The sequence below is a fragment of the Cupriavidus sp. CuC1 genome (assembly GCF_044627735.1).
In the GTDB taxonomy this organism is placed as follows: Bacteria; Pseudomonadota; Gammaproteobacteria; order Burkholderiales; family Burkholderiaceae; genus Cupriavidus; species Cupriavidus ulmosensis.
Window position 1 is genome coordinate 1 of record NZ_JBIUHC010000197.1, and the last position, 16,832, is coordinate 16,832.

The 16,832-nt window shown below is 61.7% G+C and carries 12 protein-coding genes and 4 pseudogenes; 8 read left to right on the top strand and 8 right to left on the bottom strand.

Going from position 1 to position 16,832, the window contains the following annotated elements:
* Positions 1-133 precede the first annotated feature (133 nt).
* Positions 134-577: a GNAT family N-acetyltransferase gene (locus ACGLHR_RS45240; protein ID WP_400102345.1), complete on the top strand. Its 444-nt coding sequence runs from the start codon at positions 134-136 to the stop codon at positions 575-577.
* Between the two features lie 53 nt (positions 578-630).
* On the opposite strand, the gene ACGLHR_RS45245 is transcribed toward ACGLHR_RS45240, so the two are convergent.
* Positions 631-951, bottom strand: a complete 321-nt coding sequence (locus ACGLHR_RS45245; RefSeq protein WP_400102346.1) for an H-NS histone family protein — start codon at positions 949-951, stop codon at positions 631-633.
* Between the two features lie 163 nt (positions 952-1,114).
* On the opposite strand from ACGLHR_RS45245, the pseudogene ACGLHR_RS45250 reads away from it, so the two are divergent.
* From ACGLHR_RS45250 to ACGLHR_RS45275, 6 genes and pseudogenes are all read left to right on the top strand, one after another.
* Positions 1,115-1,585 (top strand): annotated as a pseudogene (locus ACGLHR_RS45250) (Crp/Fnr family transcriptional regulator); the annotation flags it as partial.
* Between the two features lie 107 nt (positions 1,586-1,692).
* Positions 1,693-3,264, top strand: a complete 1,572-nt coding sequence (locus ACGLHR_RS45255) for a cellulase family glycosylhydrolase (RefSeq protein WP_400102347.1) — start codon at positions 1,693-1,695, stop codon at positions 3,262-3,264.
* A 243-nt stretch (positions 3,265-3,507) separates the two neighbouring features.
* Positions 3,508-4,686, top strand: a complete 1,179-nt coding sequence (locus tag ACGLHR_RS45260) for a porin (protein WP_400102348.1) — start codon at positions 3,508-3,510, stop codon at positions 4,684-4,686.
* A 150-nt stretch (positions 4,687-4,836) separates the two neighbouring features.
* Positions 4,837-5,949, top strand: a complete 1,113-nt coding sequence (locus ACGLHR_RS45265) for a formylglycine-generating enzyme family protein (RefSeq protein ID WP_400102355.1) — start codon at positions 4,837-4,839, stop codon at positions 5,947-5,949.
* 44 nt (positions 5,950-5,993) lie between these two features.
* A pseudogene (locus ACGLHR_RS45270) lies at positions 5,994-7,409 on the top strand (glycoside hydrolase family 1 protein).
* Positions 7,410-7,536: 127 nt separating this feature from the next.
* A pseudogene (locus tag ACGLHR_RS45275) lies at positions 7,537-8,010 on the top strand (sulfatase-like hydrolase/transferase); the annotation flags it as partial.
* Between the two features lie 243 nt (positions 8,011-8,253).
* Here the strand turns inward: ACGLHR_RS45275 and ACGLHR_RS45280 are convergent.
* Positions 8,254-8,442: pseudogene (locus ACGLHR_RS45280) on the bottom strand (alpha/beta fold hydrolase); the annotation flags it as partial.
* A gap of 637 nt (positions 8,443-9,079) precedes the next feature.
* On the opposite strand from ACGLHR_RS45280, the gene glnA reads away from it, so the two are divergent.
* On the top strand, positions 9,080-10,555 hold the full coding sequence (gene glnA, locus ACGLHR_RS45285; RefSeq protein WP_400102349.1) for a type I glutamate--ammonia ligase: 1,476 nt from the start codon (positions 9,080-9,082) through the stop codon (positions 10,553-10,555).
* Positions 10,556-11,191: 636 nt separating this feature from the next.
* On the opposite strand, the gene ACGLHR_RS45290 is transcribed toward glnA, so the two are convergent.
* From ACGLHR_RS45290 to ACGLHR_RS45315, 6 genes are all read right to left on the bottom strand, one after another.
* Positions 11,192-12,169, bottom strand: a complete 978-nt coding sequence (locus tag ACGLHR_RS45290) for a Bug family tripartite tricarboxylate transporter substrate binding protein (protein WP_400102356.1) — start codon at positions 12,167-12,169, stop codon at positions 11,192-11,194.
* Positions 12,170-12,355: 186 nt separating this feature from the next.
* The gene (locus ACGLHR_RS45295) at positions 12,356-13,699 is read right to left on the bottom strand and encodes an MFS transporter (RefSeq protein WP_400102350.1); all 1,344 of its coding nucleotides are present in this window, start codon (positions 13,697-13,699) and stop codon (positions 12,356-12,358) included.
* A gap of 252 nt (positions 13,700-13,951) precedes the next feature.
* Entirely contained in the window at positions 13,952-14,938 is a 987-nt protein-coding gene (locus ACGLHR_RS45300; RefSeq protein ID WP_400102351.1) for an IS5 family transposase, read from the bottom strand.
* A gap of 279 nt (positions 14,939-15,217) precedes the next feature.
* Complete coding sequence (locus tag ACGLHR_RS45305) at positions 15,218-15,514, bottom strand: DUF1330 domain-containing protein (protein ID WP_400102352.1); 297 nt, start codon at positions 15,512-15,514, stop codon at positions 15,218-15,220.
* 151 nt (positions 15,515-15,665) lie between these two features.
* Positions 15,666-16,247 carry a DUF302 domain-containing protein gene (locus tag ACGLHR_RS45310; RefSeq protein ID WP_400102353.1) on the bottom strand — a complete coding sequence of 194 codons (582 nt, stop codon included), beginning with the start codon at positions 16,245-16,247 and terminating at the stop codon, positions 15,666-15,668.
* A gap of 69 nt (positions 16,248-16,316) precedes the next feature.
* A partial coding sequence (locus tag ACGLHR_RS45315; protein WP_400102354.1) for a CoA transferase occupies positions 16,317-16,832 on the bottom strand: 516 nt, incomplete at its 5' end.

Consider the following 16,832-nt stretch of genomic DNA (forward strand, 5'->3'; position numbering starts at 1 on the left):
ATATCTCCAATCAACTTGTTCGAGATAAAACGCACCAGCATAGAATCGGTTGTCATGTTTTTTGTAAAACTCAATAGAGACAGAGAGAGCACCACTGGCCAACGCCCGAACTAATATTTGTTTCAGTCACCCAATGCTTGCCGACATCTGCTTACGCACCGCATCAAACTCGGATTGCCCACAAATAATGGCATTGCTTGAACGATGCCACCTGACGGCAGTAAATATCGTCTCAATCATCGGAAGCTTCTTCGTCGCGTTACGTGGCAGCCGCATCATCGGTTGCGCAGCGGCAGAACCTCACGGCGAGTCTATCCTCATCCGCTCGGTCGGCGTAGACCCACTCTTTCGCAACCAGGGCATTGCCAGCCGTTTGGTCGAGGTCCTTCTGATGCAGGCACGCGGCGCGGAAACTCGCAACGTATTTCTCTTTTCCAAGCGAGCTCCCGCATTCTTTGCTCGGTGGGGATTCTTGCTCTTCCCTAGCGACAAGGTGCCAACTGCGGTCCAGGCGACCCCGGAGTTTCAGCTAGCCAAGGCGTCTGCGGCGCTATGCATGCGATGTGAACTCCGATAGCGGGACAGCACCCCAGTTCTCGAAGAACAGGGGCCTGTCACTCCACGCTATGCCTACTCGGCAATGAGAAATTTGTCGCGATTCTTGCCGAGCCAGGCCGGTGCACGGCCACGGCCGGTCCAGGTAGCACCGGTTTTCGGGTCTTGATACTTCGGTGGCAGGGATACCTTTTCCTTCGCCGGAGCCTTAGCCTTGCCGGCAGCCGCCGGGCGGCCACGGCGACGTTTGGGAGTCAGGTCATCAACCGTCAACTCATACTCAGTCATCAGCGATTGTATCTTCTCGATGACACCAGCGACTTCGGTTTGACGAACTTCGGTGAGCTGAGCCTCCAGCTTCTCCCTTTCTGCCAGCAATTGTTTGTAGGTAGCCATACTGTCTCCTTGGGGTGGATATTAGCGCCATCGTACCTGAGCTCGTCAAATATCGCGACTGTCGGTAGGTATCCTACTGGAATAATCTATCTGAATAGAAACCATGGCGGCATAGGTGCGTGCGATAGCAATCCACTGAGGCGACTCGAGATTTCGATGAAGTACGGTGATCGAGCCGACGACGTGGTTTGGCGAGATATCCCTCTTCGATGGCCTTCCGTGCACGCACGATGTCGTGGCGGTGGGCCACGCATTGCTGCTGCACATGCCGCAGGCCGCGCTGCTACGTCTGCTCGACGCGGAGCCGCGCTGCTGGCGGCATTTCGCCTTGCTGATGGCCCAGAAGGTCCGCGTCGTGTTCCGGAGCGCCGAGGCGTTCAGTCTATTGAGCGCGTCTCAGCGGCTGGCGGCGCGCCTGCTGTGGATCGCGGAAGGCTATGGCGGCATGAGCGTGGGCCTGACCCGCATCGGGCTGACGCAGGAACGCCTGGCATCCATGCTTGCGCTGTCGCGGCAAACCACCAACCAGATCCTCAAGGACCTCGAAGGCCAGGGCATCGTGCAACTGCAGTGTGGCGAGCTGCGAATCCTGGACACGGAGCGGCTGCGACTGGCCGGCAACGGGCACTGCTGACGCCGCGCGGCATCGGAATGACCGGGATGTCGTGCAGCTGACAGACAAGGGCCGATGGCAGTGCGAGCATGTGCCGACAACAACAGCAGTGAAGACCGGAGACACCGATGCCCCCAAACGCGATGCGACAGCCAGGGAGAATCCTGCTGGCCACCTTGCTGCTGACTGCCTGCGCTCGGCCGGACATCGCCGCAGTACGGGCGCCGCGATCTGGCGTCGTGGAAACAGGCACGGCTTCCCGGATCAGCCACGTGGGACGCTGGCTCGTGGACGCCAAGGGGCGGGTCAAGATCGTTCACGGGGTAAACGTGGTCGTCAAGCATCCGCCTTACGCGCCTGCCCCAATGGGTTTTGGCACAAAGGAGATGGACGGCCTTGCGCGTGAGGGTTTCAACGGCGTGCGGCTTGGCGTGGTACATGCCGCGCTCGAACCGCAGCCCGGCGTCAGTGACGACGGCTACCTGGCTTCGCTGCAGGCCACGCAGCAGCAGCTCGCCGCGCGCGGTGTCTTCACCCTCATCGACATGCACCAGGACGGCTATTCCCGCCAATACGCCGACCCGCGGCGCCTGCGGCAAATGGCGGAAGGCAACACCGGTGCGGCGGAGGTCAACAACGGCTTCGCCGGCTGGATGTCACCGGACCATGGCCTGCCGAACGAGAATCCCGGGCACCCGTATTACTACATGACCTCGCAGGCCATCAACCGCGCGTTCGACGACCTGTACGCCAACGCGCAAGGGCCAGCGGGCAGCGGACTGGCGGATCAGTTCGCCGGCACCTGGCGCCGCGTGGCGCAGGCGTTCGCCGGCAAACCCGGCGTGCTTGGCTACGAGCTCCTGAACGAGCCCTGGCCGGGCACGGGCTGGCCCACGTGCGCCAGCGTGCAAGGTTGCCCCGGTTTCGATCGGGATGTCATGACGCCATTTCACCAGAGGCTGCTACGGTCCATCCGGCAGGTGGATACCGACACGCTTGTCTTCCAGGAGCCGAATCCCTTGTTCAACGTTGGCGTGTCGACCCACGTGGACAAGCTGGATGGCCGGTCCGGTTTCGCCTTCCACAACTACGCGTACAAGAGCGACCGGCTGTTCCAGGCGCTCGGTGCGCGGTCCGGCCATTCCGCTCTGGCGGCTGCCGTGGCGCCATTGATCCGGGGCACGCCCGCGGAGCGGGAAGCGCGCGTCTTTGCGAACGCCGAGGCGCACGCGCGCGCTACCGGCGATGCGCTGCTGATGACCGAGTTCGGTGGCATCGATGCGCCGGATGGCAACCTGCAGACGGTGGGCCGCATGGTGGCCGCCGCCGATGACGCCATGATGCCCTGGTTCTACTGGCGCTACCCCGTACCGGCTGATTCCTCCAGGGCGTCGTGGGAGGACCTGCTCGACGTCCTGGTGCGCCCTTATCCGCAGGCCGTCGCCGGCACGCCGCAATTCTGGCGATTCGACAGGTCGAACCGGGTATTCACGCTGTGCTATGCCACGCAACCCGTCGGCGCCGCCCTGCAGCCCGGCGCACTGACGCAGGTCTTCGTGCCCGAGCGCCACTATCCGCACGGCTATCGGGTCGAGGTGTCCGGCGCGATCGTCCGCTCGGCACCGCACGCGCGGCACTTGCATCTGGCGGCAGAAGACGGGGCCAGCGAGGTCACGGTCCGGATCTTACCGTTGCCATAGCCGGAGTCGCCGGCGAGGAGGATCCCGCGGGAAGGATGTCGCCGCCCGGCGGCCTTGTCGCCCTCCTGAACTGCCCGCTTCCTCTGCGGGGTTGTCGAGGCAATGTCCATGCCTTCGCGGCAGGGAGCGGCTCGTCCATCTAAAGAGTTCGAGCATCGGCAAAGCCTGTCACCCGAAGCCTCCAGGAGGAGAGCGAGGCGAAGCCAGTCGTGCGCGCAACAACAATAAGACAGGAGGAGAAACATGCAAAAGAAGACGTACCTTGCCGGCGCTGCCGCGCTGGCATCAACCGTAGGTCTTGCCCACGCACAATCGGGCGTTACGCTTTACGGCGTGGTCGATGTGCCGATCGCGTATGCCAACCACCAGTCTACAGGAGCGCCGAGCATCAACCCGGTCACCGGCGTCGTGACAAGGAAATCCGGCGGAAACCGGTTTTCCCTCGAAACGAATGGCGGATTGTCGGGGTCGCGATGGGGCCTGCGCGGCGAGGAAGACCTGGGCGGCGGCCTGCGAGCGCTCTTCGTTCTCGAAAGCGGCTTTGGTGCGGACACCGGACAGTCCCTGCAGGGTGGCCGCCTGTTCGGCAGGAAGGCGTACGTTGGCCTGCAGAGCGACCGTCTTGGTCAACTGACGTTCGGCCGACAGGACACGACCATGTTCAACCTGCTGGGCAACTTCTCGCCGACCAAGTACGCCCTGCTGTTCGAGCCGATCGTGGCGCTGCTGGGCCCGACCTATGGCCAGGACAATGTCGTCAGGTACAGCGGTGTCTACGGACCGTTGACGGCCATGGCCCACTACAGCTTCGGGGCCGGGCTTCCGCTGCTCGGGACGACGCCTCTTGCAGGACAGGGGACCGGCGAAACGCCGGGTCACGCCAGGGACAACACATCCTACGGCGTCGGCTTCTCGTACCTGAACAACACCTTTGGCGTGGCGGCCACCTACGATCAATGGAATCCCGCCGTAACGCCGGGAAGCACGGGAACTGTAAAAAAGGCGGCGCTTGCCGCCACCTACTACCTTGGCCGCGCAAAACTTGTGGCCGGCTATCGCTGGGGGCAGAACAAGGATCCCGGCGGCGGTACGCTGCTGCGCGACGACTACTGGTGGGCAGGCGTCAATTACCAAGCGACCTCTGCGCTGTCGCTGAGCCTCGCGTACTACTACGACAACCTCAAGGTATCGAGAACCAACGCGTCGCAACCCGCCCCCAATCCGCCGAATCCCTGGCAGGTTAACTTTGTCGCCGACTATGCCTTCTCCAAACGCACGGATGTCTACATGACGCTGGCGTATGTGAAGAATGCCGCCCTGAACTTCGACTCGGCGGCAATCAGTTATGCCAATGGCGCCTTTCTCACGCCGGGAAGTAACGACCAGATCGGTGCGGCAGTCGGCGTTCGCCACAAATTCTAGGGATCCAACTCCATGAAGCACAAAAAGCGAGGCGGAACACTAAGGGACGTTCCCTTGTCTGCAGCTTTGCACGCGGGATCCGGCCGGGCTGGCCGCCTTCGTACGGCGGGATGGATCGCCGGCGCAATCGCCGTGCCAATGGCCATCGGCATGACTGCCGGCGCGGTGAGCGGCATGCGAGGCGCAACAGATACATCAATAGGCGCGAAGCCTGCTCCGCAGGTCATCATCGGAGATGGGGTCGATGGACCACGGGACATGGCATGGATCCCTGGCGGCGAGTTCCTGATGGGCAGCGACCATCCCGTCGCCGAGGCCAACGAGCGTCCGGCGCGCAAGACGCGCGTGCATGGATTCTGGATGGACCGGCATCACGTGACCAATGCCGAGTTTCGCGCGTTCGTCGCGGCGACCGGCTATGTCACCACGGCGGAAAGAAAGCCGGACTGGGAAACGATCAAGGTGCAGGTCCCGCCGGGCACGCCGCGTCCGCCCGACAGCGCGCTGTTTCCGGGCGGCATGGTCTTTGTCGGCACGGACCACCCGGTGTCCTTGCAGGACTACTCCCGCTGGTGGCGTTTTGTGCCGGGCGCCGACTGGCGCCATCCGAATGGCTCCGGCAGCTCCATCGAAGGCAAGGACAGCCATCCCGTTGTGCAGGTCTCCTATGAGGACGCGCAAGCCTATGCCAAATGGTCCGGCAAACGGCTGCCGACCGAGGCCGAATGGGAGTTCGCGTCACGTGGCGGCCTGGAACAGGCGACTTACTCCTGGGGCGATCAGTTCGCCCCAGGTGGCAGGCAGATGGCCAACGTCTGGCAGGGCCAGCAGTCCCAACCCTTCCCGGTGGTCAGCCCCAAGGGGGGCGGAGCACCCGGCACAAGCGCAGCCGGAACATTTCCCGCCAACGGCTTTGGGCTCTCCGACATGACCGGGAACGCCTGGCAATGGGTGGCAGATTGGTATCGCGCGGACCAGTTCAGGCGTGCCGCCAGCACTGACCGGGAGCAAGTCGATCCACAAGGCCCGGCCGACAGTTGGGATCCCTCGGAACCCGGCATTCCCGAGCAAGCGCCAAGGCGGGTGATCCGTGGAGGCTCCTTTCTCTGCAACCAGGACTATTGCCTGAGCTACCGCCCAAGTGCCAGGCGTGGGGCTGATCCGTATACAAGCATGTCGCACCTGGGTTTCCGGCTGGTGATGGATCAGGACCCCTGGCAGGCAAGGCAGACGCGAGCGAACGCGCCAACGACTGGCGGCTAAGCCGAGCGCCTGCCCGGTAACCACCGAACACGAAGGAGACAACGATGCACCCCGAACAACTCAAGCCCTCATCGCCGAAGCGTCGCGCCCTCCTCCAGGGCATTGCCACCACGATTGGCCTTGCCGGTCTCCCCGCATTGGGTCGCGCGGAGGACGAATGCTTCGCCAGCGATTTCGTATGGGGCGTTGCCGCCTCCGCGGCGCAAACGGAAAGCCGAACCGGTCGCGGCCGCAGCAACTGGGATGAGTTCGCCGACAGAACCGGCACAATCGCAGACGGCTCCACCAACGCACGTTGCACCGGCTTTGAGCAGAACTTTGCGAGCGATATCGCAATGCTGGCGGCAGCGGGTGTCAAGGCTTTCCGCTTCTCGATCGGCTGGCCGCGCGTCCAGCCCAACGGGCCCGGCGCGGCAAGCGCGGCTGGGTAGTCAACTTACGAGCGCATCATCGATGCCATGATGGAACACGGCATCGAACCGTTCCCGACAATCTTTCATTGGGATATTCCTGTCTGGGCGGGAGACTTCAGAAGCCGCGATCTCGCGTTTCGCCTGGCCGACTACGCGGACATCGTCACGCGCAAGCTCGGCGATCGCGTGAAGAACTGGATCGTCCTGAACGAGCCCAACAGCCTGGCCATCCGCGGATATGGCGTCGGTATCCATGCACCTGGCTTGCGCTCTGCGGAGGCGATGTTCGCCGCCATGCACCATCAGAACCTGGCGCAAGGGCTGGCGTTCCAGGCCATGCGCGCCAGTTCGCGCAAGGGCACGCGGATTGGCACCACCATCAATCTGCAGCCCGTTCGCGCGGAGGGCAACCGTCCGGAGAACGAGCCGGCGGCGCACATGGCCGACATCCTTTGGAACCGGGCGTTTCTTGATCCGTTGTACGGCAAGGGCTACCCCGCCGCGATCCTGCCGATGCTGGCGCCCGTCATCAAGCCGGGCGATATGGATATCGTGAGCGCGAGGCCGGATTTCCTCGGCATGAACTATTACTCGCGCATCTATGTGAAATCGGCACAGGGCGCGCCACTCGGCATCGATCAGGGAAACGCTCCGCCCAACCTCCCACACACCGCCTATTTTCCGGTTGAGCCGGATGGCATGACCGAGATGCTGTTGCGGCTGCATAGCGAGTACGGTGCTCCGGAGATCTACATCACCGAAACCGGCTTCGCGCTGAATGACCCGTCGCCTCGCGCAGGGATGGTTGACGATACGCAGCGCGTCAAGCATCTGGCCAGCTATCTTCGCGCCGCGCTCGACGCGCATCGGCGCGGTGTAAGCCTGAAAGGCCTGTTCTATTGGTCGGCCACGGACAACTGGGAATGGGGCCAGGGATTCACGAAGAAGTTCGGACTGATCCATGTCGACATGGAGACCCAGGTCCGCACGCCCAAGCGCAGCCTTGCCTATTACGCAGCATGTATCAAGCGCAACGCGGCCGCATGACCGCAATGAGTGAGAGGGATGGGATGAAGTGCTTCCGGACAATGACATATCGGCGCGGCACCGTGTTCCATGCCGTTCGTCCGCGCTACAGGGGCTTGCTTTGCTCCTGGTTCTGCAGGTTGGCACGGTGCATGCCGAACCGCACCAACGCCAGGGGCCGAACATCCTCTGGATCACGATCGAGGATATAACGACCTTTCTCAGTGGATACGGGAATCGCGATGTCAGGACGCCCAATATCGACCGGCTGGCGGCGGAGGGCGTGCGTTATGCCCATGCCTACCAGGTGTCCGGCGTATGCGCACCGTCACGCTCGGCGCTAATCACCGGCATGTATCCCACCTCCGTTGGGACGTTTCATCATCGCACCGGTCCGGGGGAGCTCTCGATTTCTGGCGTCACTGCCAGTGAAAAGCCGAAGGGGGTTCCAGAGAAATACGCCGTCGTGCTACCGCCGCAGGTGAAAGCGTTTCCTGAGTATCTCCGGAAGGCGGGCTATTACACCTCCAACAATCAGAAAACAGACTACCAGTTCGAGGCGCCCGTCACGGTCTGGGACGAGAACGGTCCCGCGGCTTCCTATCGGCATCGCCCGAAGGACAAGCCGTTCTTCGCGGTCTTCAATTTCTTCCTGACGCACGAATCGATGGTGACGTTCCGGAAAGACGCCTTGCTCGAGGCGCCATCCAGCATATCCGTACCGCCAATCTATCCGGACACGCCAGCGGTTCGGAACGATATGGCGCGAATGTATACCAATATCGTACTGATGGATCGTCAGGTTGGCGAACCGCTGCCGCGGCCAGCACAGAAACAACTTTCTCCATGGGAGACTCCTCAGGTCTTAGCGCAGCGGCTGGAACGCCGCCCGAAGCTCTTCGGCAAAGAGCTGCGGCTGTTCCCAGGCAGCGAAGTGGCCGCCCTTGTCCGCTTCGTGGAAGTAGATCAGATTGCGATAGGCACGCCGGGTCCAGGTTTCAGGTGGGCGATAGACGTCTTCTGGAAATACCGTCACCGCCACGGGCAGCGAAATCATTCCCTCCGCTTCGGGGATGGCAACGCCGGCTAAGCGCGGGCGTACCGTCGGCGCGCTGCTGGGTGGTCTCTCCTCTGGCGTGCTGCTCGCGCGCACGTTGAGCGGTCTCGTCGGTGCCTACTTCGGCTGGCCCACGGCGGGCGCTCCAATCGGCCTCCGTGCGCCTTCCGCTCGAGGAGTGCGGGGAGACCCGCCGCGCGGCTCCGGTAGGCCAGATTCTCGAACTCCGCGTCCCGTACTGGTCCCGTCAGAATGCCCGAGAGCAGAAACCCGCGCTACGTAATGCCCCTCTCTTCCCATCGCCATGGAAGCGCTGAATGACCGCTGTACTTCGGAAGCTGACGCCGGAGCCCTACTGGGGCGAACGACGGCGGCGGGTCGGGAAGAGCCGTCCGCCGCCGTGCCAGTCAATGGCGGCTCATCGGCCCGTCTGGCCGTTTGAGCCACTACTGTCACACGACCGGGTTGGCCCCGGTGGATATCGCGCCAGCCGTGGTAGCGCCATAAAGTTGCGCTCGCGACACTTGCGGCCAGTGCGCTAAGCCGATGCAAGGCGCGCCGGGTGGCGCGCTTTTCTTTCTGGTCCGGACGGACTAAGGTTGGACTATGCTGCGACCAGACAAGGGAGGCAGCCATGTCGATGGTCTCAATGGAGCCGGGAAGTTATCGCGTCGAGCGGCCGAATGACCCGGGTGAGGTGATCGACCTGATCAGGCAGCAAGATCTCCAGGTGGTCGACCTCAGGTTCACGGATCTGCCTGGTCTGTGGCAACACTTCTCTATTACCCTGCCCGAAGTCAACGACGATCTGTTCACGTCCGGCATCGGCTTCGACGGGTCCTCAATTCGCGGTTTCCAGGAGATTCACGAGTCCGACATGCTGGTGAGGCCGGACCCGGCGACCGCCTTTGTCGACCCGTTCTGCGAAACGCCGACGCTATCGATCATCTGCGACGTGATAGACCCGATTCTGCGGCAGCCTTATTCCCGCGACCCACGTCATATCGCCAGAAAGGCAGAGTTGTACCTGCAGCAGACCGGCCTAGCCACGACTTGCTACTTCGGCCCCGAGCTGGAGTTCTTCATCTTCGACTCCATTCGCTTTGGACAGGACCAGCACTCAGGCTACTACCATGTGGAGTCGGCCGAAGGAGAATGGACCTCAGGTCGCGACGAGGGGGCCTATGGCGGGGGCAACCTCGGCTACAAGCAGCGCTACAAGGAAGGCTACTTTCCCGTTCCGCCACACGACACGCTACAGGACATCCGCTCCGAGATCGTCCTGGCGCTGATGAAGACCGGCGTCCAGGTCGAGGTCCATCACCATGAGGTGGCGACCGCGGGCCAGAACGAGATCGACATGCGCTTTGCGCCGCTGACCCGGATGGCGGACAACGTGATGATGTACAAGTACATCTGCAAGAACGTGGCGCGCCGGCATGGCAAGGTCGCGACGTTCATGCCAAAGCCCCTTTTCGCGGACAACGCAAGCGGCATGCATTGCCACCAGAGCCTGTGGAAGGGCGGCGAGAACCTTTTCTATGACGCGAGCGGCTGGGCGCTGACATCTGAAATGTGCCGCTGGTACATCGGCGGCTTGCTCAGGCATGCTCCGGCCCTGATGGCCTTCTGCGCCCCGAGCACGAATTCCTACAAGCGCCTGGTGCCGGGCTACGAGGCACCTGTCAACCTGGCCATGTCACAGCGCAATCGTTCCGCCGCCGCCAGGATCCCGATGTATTCCGATTCGCCGAGCGCGAGGCGCGTAGAATTCCGCTGTCCCGATCCTTCGGCCAATGCCTACCTTGCTTTTTCGGCAATGCTGCTGGCCGGGCTGGACGGCATTGAAAACCACATCGATCCGGGCGATCCGCTCGACAAGAACATCTATGAGCTTTCCCGTGAGGAGGCCGCAAACATTCGCCAGGTGCCGGGGTCGCTCGAGGAATCCCTGTCGGCGCTGGAAGTCGATTCGGCCTTCCTGCTAAAAGGGGGCGTCTTTACAGAAGACGTGATCAAAACCTGGATCGACTACAAGCGCAGGCGCGAGATCGATACGCTGAAGCTGCGGCCGCACCCGTGGGAGTTTTATCTCTATTTCGATATTTGAGGTGTCAGTCTGAACTCGACCGACGGGTGGGCCAATCCCTGGCATCGCTGAGTCGCGTCGTCGCGCGAACCGTTTGACGGATCTTACCGGCAATCTGGCCGTAGTTGGCTCAGGGGTCTCGCGGAGCAATGGAATCACTCGGCCTCCTGCGGACTGTGGGCAGATGCCCGCTTTTCGACCTGATCGGCCAACCGAAGTTCCGGCGACGAACGGCGGAAATGGCCGACGAGCCGCCGTTGGCCGACACGGCGGCGGACGGCTCTTCCTGGCCATTTACGGTCGTTTACCGCGGCATTTAGGAGATGTTCGAAGGTCGGCCTCGCAGCATAGAACAGACATTCGCGGATGATATCGCGACCATGGTCCACCATGGCCCCGTCCAACCCGGTGAAATGTGGGTGAAATCGCCAGTGATGATCAGCGGCTACCTGAACTTACCGCCGCTCGGCACCGACACGCTGGATGCCAACGATTTCTTCTGCACCGGCGCCCGACATGGGCTACAAGGACGGCTTCCTCTACATCACCGATCGCGCCAAGGACATGATCGTACTGCGAAACCCCTTGAAAATCTCGTCTATATGCTATCGAAAAGGCCAATATGGTTGCGATCCGGCGGCCGTCGACATTAGCGTCTTATTCGACCGCGATGCCCTTGTCGCGGATCACTTTGCCCCACTTGGCGTAGTCTTGGCCGATGCGCTGGCTCATCTGCGCCGGCGGCTGGAAGTTGGCGATGGCACCGGCCTTCAGCAGCTTGTTCTGGGCATCCTTGTCGGCCAGGATCTTGCCGACCTCGCCGGAGATGCGGTCCACCACCTCTTTGGGCGTTTCCGTCGGCGCCAGCAGGCCGCCCCAGGACACCGCGTCGTAACCCGGGAAGCCCTGCTCGGCAATGGTCTTGACGTCGGGCAGCATGCTCGCGCGCTGCGGCGAGCCGATCGCGATCGCACGCAGCTTCCCTGCCTGGATGTGCGGCAGTGCGCCAACGAGGTCGGCGTACATCACGGGTACCTGCCCACCGATGGTGTCGCTGATCGCGGGCGCGCCGCCCTTGTAGGGCACGTGCTGCATGCCGAAGCCGCCGATCTGCTTGAGCAGTTCCATGCTCAGGTGGCCGAAGCTGCCCGCGCCCGAACTAGTGTAGTTGAGCTTGCCAGGCTGGGCCTTGGCCTGCGCGATTAGCTTGGACAGGTCCGTCACGTTGGGCAGCACCGTCGGGTTGACCACCATCACGATCGGCAGGTCATAAATGGTCGCAACGGGCGTGAAGTCCTTGGTCGTGTCGTATCCCGCCTTCTTGTACAAATGCGGCGCTAACAGCGTGGGCATGGCCAGCATCATCAGCGTGTAGCCGTCGGGCGCGCTCTTGGCCACCTGAGCGGCGGCGATGGAGCCCGATGCGCCCGCGCGGTTTTCCACCACCACCGGCTGTTTGAGCGCCTCGCCCAGCTTCTGCGCGACGATGCGCGACGCAGTGTCCGTGGGACCGCCCGGCGGGAACGGCACGATGAGCTTGATGGGCTTGATGGGCCAGACTTGCGCGAAGGCGCTCGCGACCACCAGCGGCATGGCGGCCAGGCCCAGGATGGCTCGACGCCGGGAGTGGACCATACGGTTGATATTTCGGATACGCATGTTTGTTGTTCCAGGTTGGATGAATACAAGGGACTGAGTCCAGCGCGGTCGTTCCGTCACGCAGAGGCGTGAACGTATAGGCATGCCGTTGCTGGACACATGAGGGTATGCGTCATCCGGCTTGCTGACTGGCGCGCCCATTTGTGCGCGCGGATTTGGCATTCAAACTTCGGCAGCAGGAGACAGGCCGGCCGACTTCGCACCGGTCTTCTCCAGGTTGCCCATGGCCAGGAACAGGCCAATACCACCCAGAATCATCAGCGTGCCCAAGACGAACAGGCCATTGTTGAGACTGCCTGTCGTGGCCTTAATCCAGCCGATCATGGTGGGACTGAAGAAGCTCCCCAACTGACCCAGGCTGCTAATGACGGCAATCCCCCCCGCAGCGCCAGCGCCAGAGAGGTAGCGTTGCGGAATTGCCCAAAAGATGGGTAGGGCCGAGAAGGAGAACGTCACGGCAATGGCAAGCAATACCAGCGCAGCGGGCAGGCTGTGTGTCCAAAAGGCCAGGACGAACAACGAAATGCCGCCGCAGAACGTACAGGCGAGATAGTGCCAGCGTCGCTCCTGCTTCGCGTCCGAACGTCTGGAAATCACCAGTATTCCGAGCGCCCCGATGCCGTACGGAATCGCGCTGAGATAGCCGACCTCGAAGATCGTCTTCGCACCGGCACCCTTGATCACGGCTGGCAGCCAGAAGCTGATCGCCATCGTTCCGCAGACCAGCGAGAAATAGGCGGCAGCCAGGAGATACACACGCGCATCCCTCAGCACGTCCCTCATGGAATTCGCGGCACCTTCGGTCTTCAGTTTGTGCTCTTCGCTCAGCCTGGTGAGCAAGGTATCGCGCTCCTGCGGTGTCAGCCACGCGGCGGTGCGCGGACCATCATCGATCATCCAGTAGGCCATGATCCCAAGTACTACCGCAGGAATTCCCTCCAGTATGAACATCCATTGCCAGCCTCTGAGACCATAAAGCCCATTGGTATGGTCGATGATCGTTCCAGACACGATTCCCCCCACGACGCCGGCAACGGCAATGCCCACGAACATCCACGAAGTCGCGGTAGCTCGCCGGCTTGACGGGAACCAGTAGGTCAGATAAAGCACGATCCCAGGGAAGAAGCCGGCCTCGAACAGACCCAGCAGGAAACGCATCCCATACAGTTGCCAAGGTTCAACAACGAAAGCCATCCCGGCGGAAACCAGACCCCAGCATGCCATGATCCGCACGAAGGTTCGGCGGGCACCGATCCTGTGCAGGAGAAGATTACTGGGCACTTCGAACAGGAAATAGCCGATAAAAAAGATCCCCGCGCCCAGCCCGTAGACAGCATCACTGAAACCGAGATCGCCCTTCATCTGCAACTGCGCAAAGCCAATATTGATACGATCAATGAAGGAAACAACGTAGGCAACAAAAAGGAAGGGAATCACGCGTAGAGTGACCTTCCTGTAAAGTGCGTCCTCCACCGCGGCGCAGCGGTGTTGATTCATGGGGATCATGTTTGTCTCCGAATGCCTCTGCTTGCCAGCAGAAGTCGTTTTATGCCGCGCTACCTTTTTCGTTGGCGCCGCGGTCGATGAACAAGGCTGGCCATTTCGGCCACCCCAAGTAAGCTAGGGAAGTGCTGATCAATGAGGTTTTCGCAGATGTTGCCAACGCCTCTGGCCTCGGATTTTCGCAATGAGGGACAGACGGGCGGATTCGCTGCGGTTTTCACTCATTTCGCGCCTTTCCTGGCGCGCTTTGCGCGCTCAGGACGGATTGCTTCCCTGTGAGGCCAACAACAGCTTCCTGGCGAGCGCCAGATTCGCCAGACCAAACAGGCTGAACAACTGCGCCGTGTTCTTGACCAGGCCCTTGTAGCGAACCTTGCGATGACCGAAGAGATTCTTGATGACGTGGAACGGATGCTCGACCCGCGCCCGAATCTGGGCCTTGGCCCGCTCGACGGCAATCAGCAAGTCCTTGACGGTGCCGTCACGCATCGCCTTGATCTTGCCGCGCTTGACGGCCACCTGCCACTTCACGGGCTTGCCTTGCATCTCCTCGCGCTTCTCTACGCCCGTGTAGCCTGCGTCGCCAAACGCATGGTCTTCGTGGCCATGCAGCAAGGCGTGTGCCTGCGACACGTCGGACTCGTTGGCCGCTGTGCCCACCACGCTGTGTACCAGCCCCGAAGCCGCATCCACGCCGACATGGGCCTTCATGCCAAAGTGCCACTCATTACCCTTCTTGGTCTGGTGCATCTCCGGGTCGCGGCTCTTCTGCTTGTTCTTGGTCGACGGTGGCGCCTCGATGATGGTGGCATCCACAATCGTGCCTTCCTTCATCATCAGCCCACGCTCGCACAGCATGATGCCGATCTCGTCGAACAGCTTTCGCGTCAGCTCATGCTCGACGAGCATGCGGCGAAACTTGAGGAGCGTGGTCGCGTCCGGCACCGCTTCGACCGCCAGGTCGATCCCGGCAAACGTGCGCAGCGCCATGCTGTCATACAACGCGTCTTCCAGCGCCTCGTCCGACAGCCCGTACCACTGCTGCAGGAAGTAAATGCGCAACATCCGCTCCAGTCCGATTGGCGGCCGCCCACGTTTGCCTTTGGGGTAGTACGGCTCGACCGCCGCGATCAGGCGCTGCCACGGCACAACACTTTCCATCTCCGTCAGGAAGCGCTGGCGGCGCGTTACCCGCTTCTTACCGCGGCCTTCCGCTTCTGCAAAACTGATCTGACGCTTCATCTCGACTCATCTCTTGGGGCACACATAGGACAACGTTTACAAGCCACTCAACGATGACCGCCGCACTGAATAAATCAGTCTTTCCCTAGGGGCTTGAATCAGCGATGTAGGACAAGATTCCTTGGCCGTCATCGTCTTCGTGTTTGCGTGAATCTCTCCAAATCCGACGTCAGATAGAGTGCGGAAATTCACTGGTCAACGTAACAAAGAACGGGCGACGGTGACGGGCGCCCGCGCTGTTCTACAGCGCGGGCCGCCCTGGCAGTCTGCGGGTACGTCTCAGTCGTCGACACCTGCGACGATGCGCGCGTCCCTTTCGGCGCCATCGCCCAGTACGGCCAATGCCTCCTGATAAGCCTTGCTCTGATACGCAGCGAGAGCCTGCTCGAAGCTCGGGAATTCAACCACGACGGTCCGCTGCTTCAGACCCGCTTCGAACGCAACGACCTCGCCGCCTCGCGCCAGAAACTTTCCGCCCGCTGCGCTCACTACCGGTCCCGCGAGGGCACCGTACGCCGCTAGCTTATCTGCGTCATGAATCGCTCGATACGCTGCCACCCAATATCCTTTTGCCATTTTGCTTCCTCAGTTGAAAAACACTTGAGAACGGAGACCCTATTAACATAGACGTCTCTATATGAATCCTGAGCGCGTGTATGCATGTGACGAAGAAGGGCCAAGGCATCCACCGGCCCTTGTCACAACTGAAACGGTGAAGCGGGAAATGTCAGCTAGCCGCGTCGTGCATGAGCTTGCTCATCCGCTCATCCAGACTGACGCCCATTGCATCGGTGGTTGGATTGTGGAACTGCCCGAACAGTGAGGAGGGCTGATCGTATTCGATGGTAGTGCCGCCCGACGCGTTCTGATATATGACCGCACGCAGCGGCGCATACAGGCCCGCTGCCCGAATCTCGCGCGTCATCTTGGATGCCGACAGGATATCGCCAATATAGTAGGCCTTCAGGTTTTCCGTCGGACCGTTCAGCGCGAGCACCTTGCCATGGTAGGCAATGTAGTGAATGGACAGTCCGTAGTTCCGGGTGATTCGCGTGGCGGATTCGCGGAGCTGGTCGGTTTGGCCGTTCTGCAGCATGTCGCGCATCGGCTGGTCCAGGCGGCCCAACTTACCTTCGATGAACCCGCACACGTCGGCATATGGCTTCTTCGTTTCAATGATCACGTGCTTCATCGCGACATCGCGAATCTGCGGTTGGACGTCATCGGCCGCGTGACCCGGGATCGACAACATCGTCGACGCAACGGCGCCGACCACGGTCCCGAACAGCGTACTACTTGCTTTGCTCATGGAAGTCTCCTGTTTATTGCGCGTAAAAGCTACCCGCGCGATCTCTCAACCTGCAAGGGCCTGCCCTGATCAACCCGCCTCGATGGAGGCCGCTACCTCTTGATTCGATCCGACGACGTCCCGCACTTCCGCCGACGGCGCGTTCTTCACCGAGTCCGGAACGCCGCCGACGAGGATCCCCGCCTCGACGGCCGCACGCACTTCGCTCTCTGACACGCCTAAGCCGCGGAACACCTGTTCGTTGTGTTCACCGCGAAACGCCGGCGCGCTGCGCGGGCCGAGTTCGTCGTCTGAAAACCGCCACGGATAGCCGTGGATCAGATACGAACCACCTCGCCGGTCAGGGACTTCCTGCACGGCGCCCCACTGCTTCGCCCAGTCGGTCTCGGCGAGTTCCTTCAGCGAGCGGATCTGGCCGATCGCGATCTTCGCTTCGTCGAGCTGCGCATCGAGCGTCTTCAGGTCGCGGAACGATAGCATCCATTTTTGGATCACCGCATGCAGTGCCCCGTAGTTCTGCAGACGCCGCTCAGCGGTACTGAAGCGCGGATCGCGCCCAAGGTCCATCCGGCGCATCGCGCGCAG

What these genes read in the sequence shown, in the direction of transcription:
- glnA (WP_400102349.1), top strand. Translation starts at nt 9,080, where the DNA reads ATGTCGATGGTCTCAATGGAGCCGGGAAGTTATCGCGTCGAGCGGCCG.
- ACGLHR_RS45305 (WP_400102352.1), bottom strand. Translation starts at nt 15,514, where the DNA reads ATGGCAAAAGGATATTGGGTGGCAGCGTATCGAGCGATTCATGACGCA.
- ACGLHR_RS45295 (WP_400102350.1), bottom strand. Translation starts at nt 13,699, where the DNA reads ATGATCCCCATGAATCAACACCGCTGCGCCGCGGTGGAGGACGCACTT.
- ACGLHR_RS45240 (WP_400102345.1), top strand. Translation starts at nt 134, where the DNA reads ATGCTTGCCGACATCTGCTTACGCACCGCATCAAACTCGGATTGCCCA.
- ACGLHR_RS45265 (WP_400102355.1), top strand. Translation starts at nt 4,837, where the DNA reads ATGACTGCCGGCGCGGTGAGCGGCATGCGAGGCGCAACAGATACATCA.
- ACGLHR_RS45245 (WP_400102346.1), bottom strand. Translation starts at nt 951, where the DNA reads ATGGCTACCTACAAACAATTGCTGGCAGAAAGGGAGAAGCTGGAGGCT.
- ACGLHR_RS45300 (WP_400102351.1), bottom strand. Translation starts at nt 14,938, where the DNA reads ATGAAGCGTCAGATCAGTTTTGCAGAAGCGGAAGGCCGCGGTAAGAAG.
- ACGLHR_RS45290 (WP_400102356.1), bottom strand. Translation starts at nt 12,169, where the DNA reads ATGGTCCACTCCCGGCGTCGAGCCATCCTGGGCCTGGCCGCCATGCCG.
- ACGLHR_RS45260 (WP_400102348.1), top strand. Translation starts at nt 3,508, where the DNA reads ATGCAAAAGAAGACGTACCTTGCCGGCGCTGCCGCGCTGGCATCAACC.
- ACGLHR_RS45255 (WP_400102347.1), top strand. Translation starts at nt 1,693, where the DNA reads ATGCCCCCAAACGCGATGCGACAGCCAGGGAGAATCCTGCTGGCCACC.
- ACGLHR_RS45310 (WP_400102353.1), bottom strand. Translation starts at nt 16,247, where the DNA reads ATGAGCAAAGCAAGTAGTACGCTGTTCGGGACCGTGGTCGGCGCCGTT.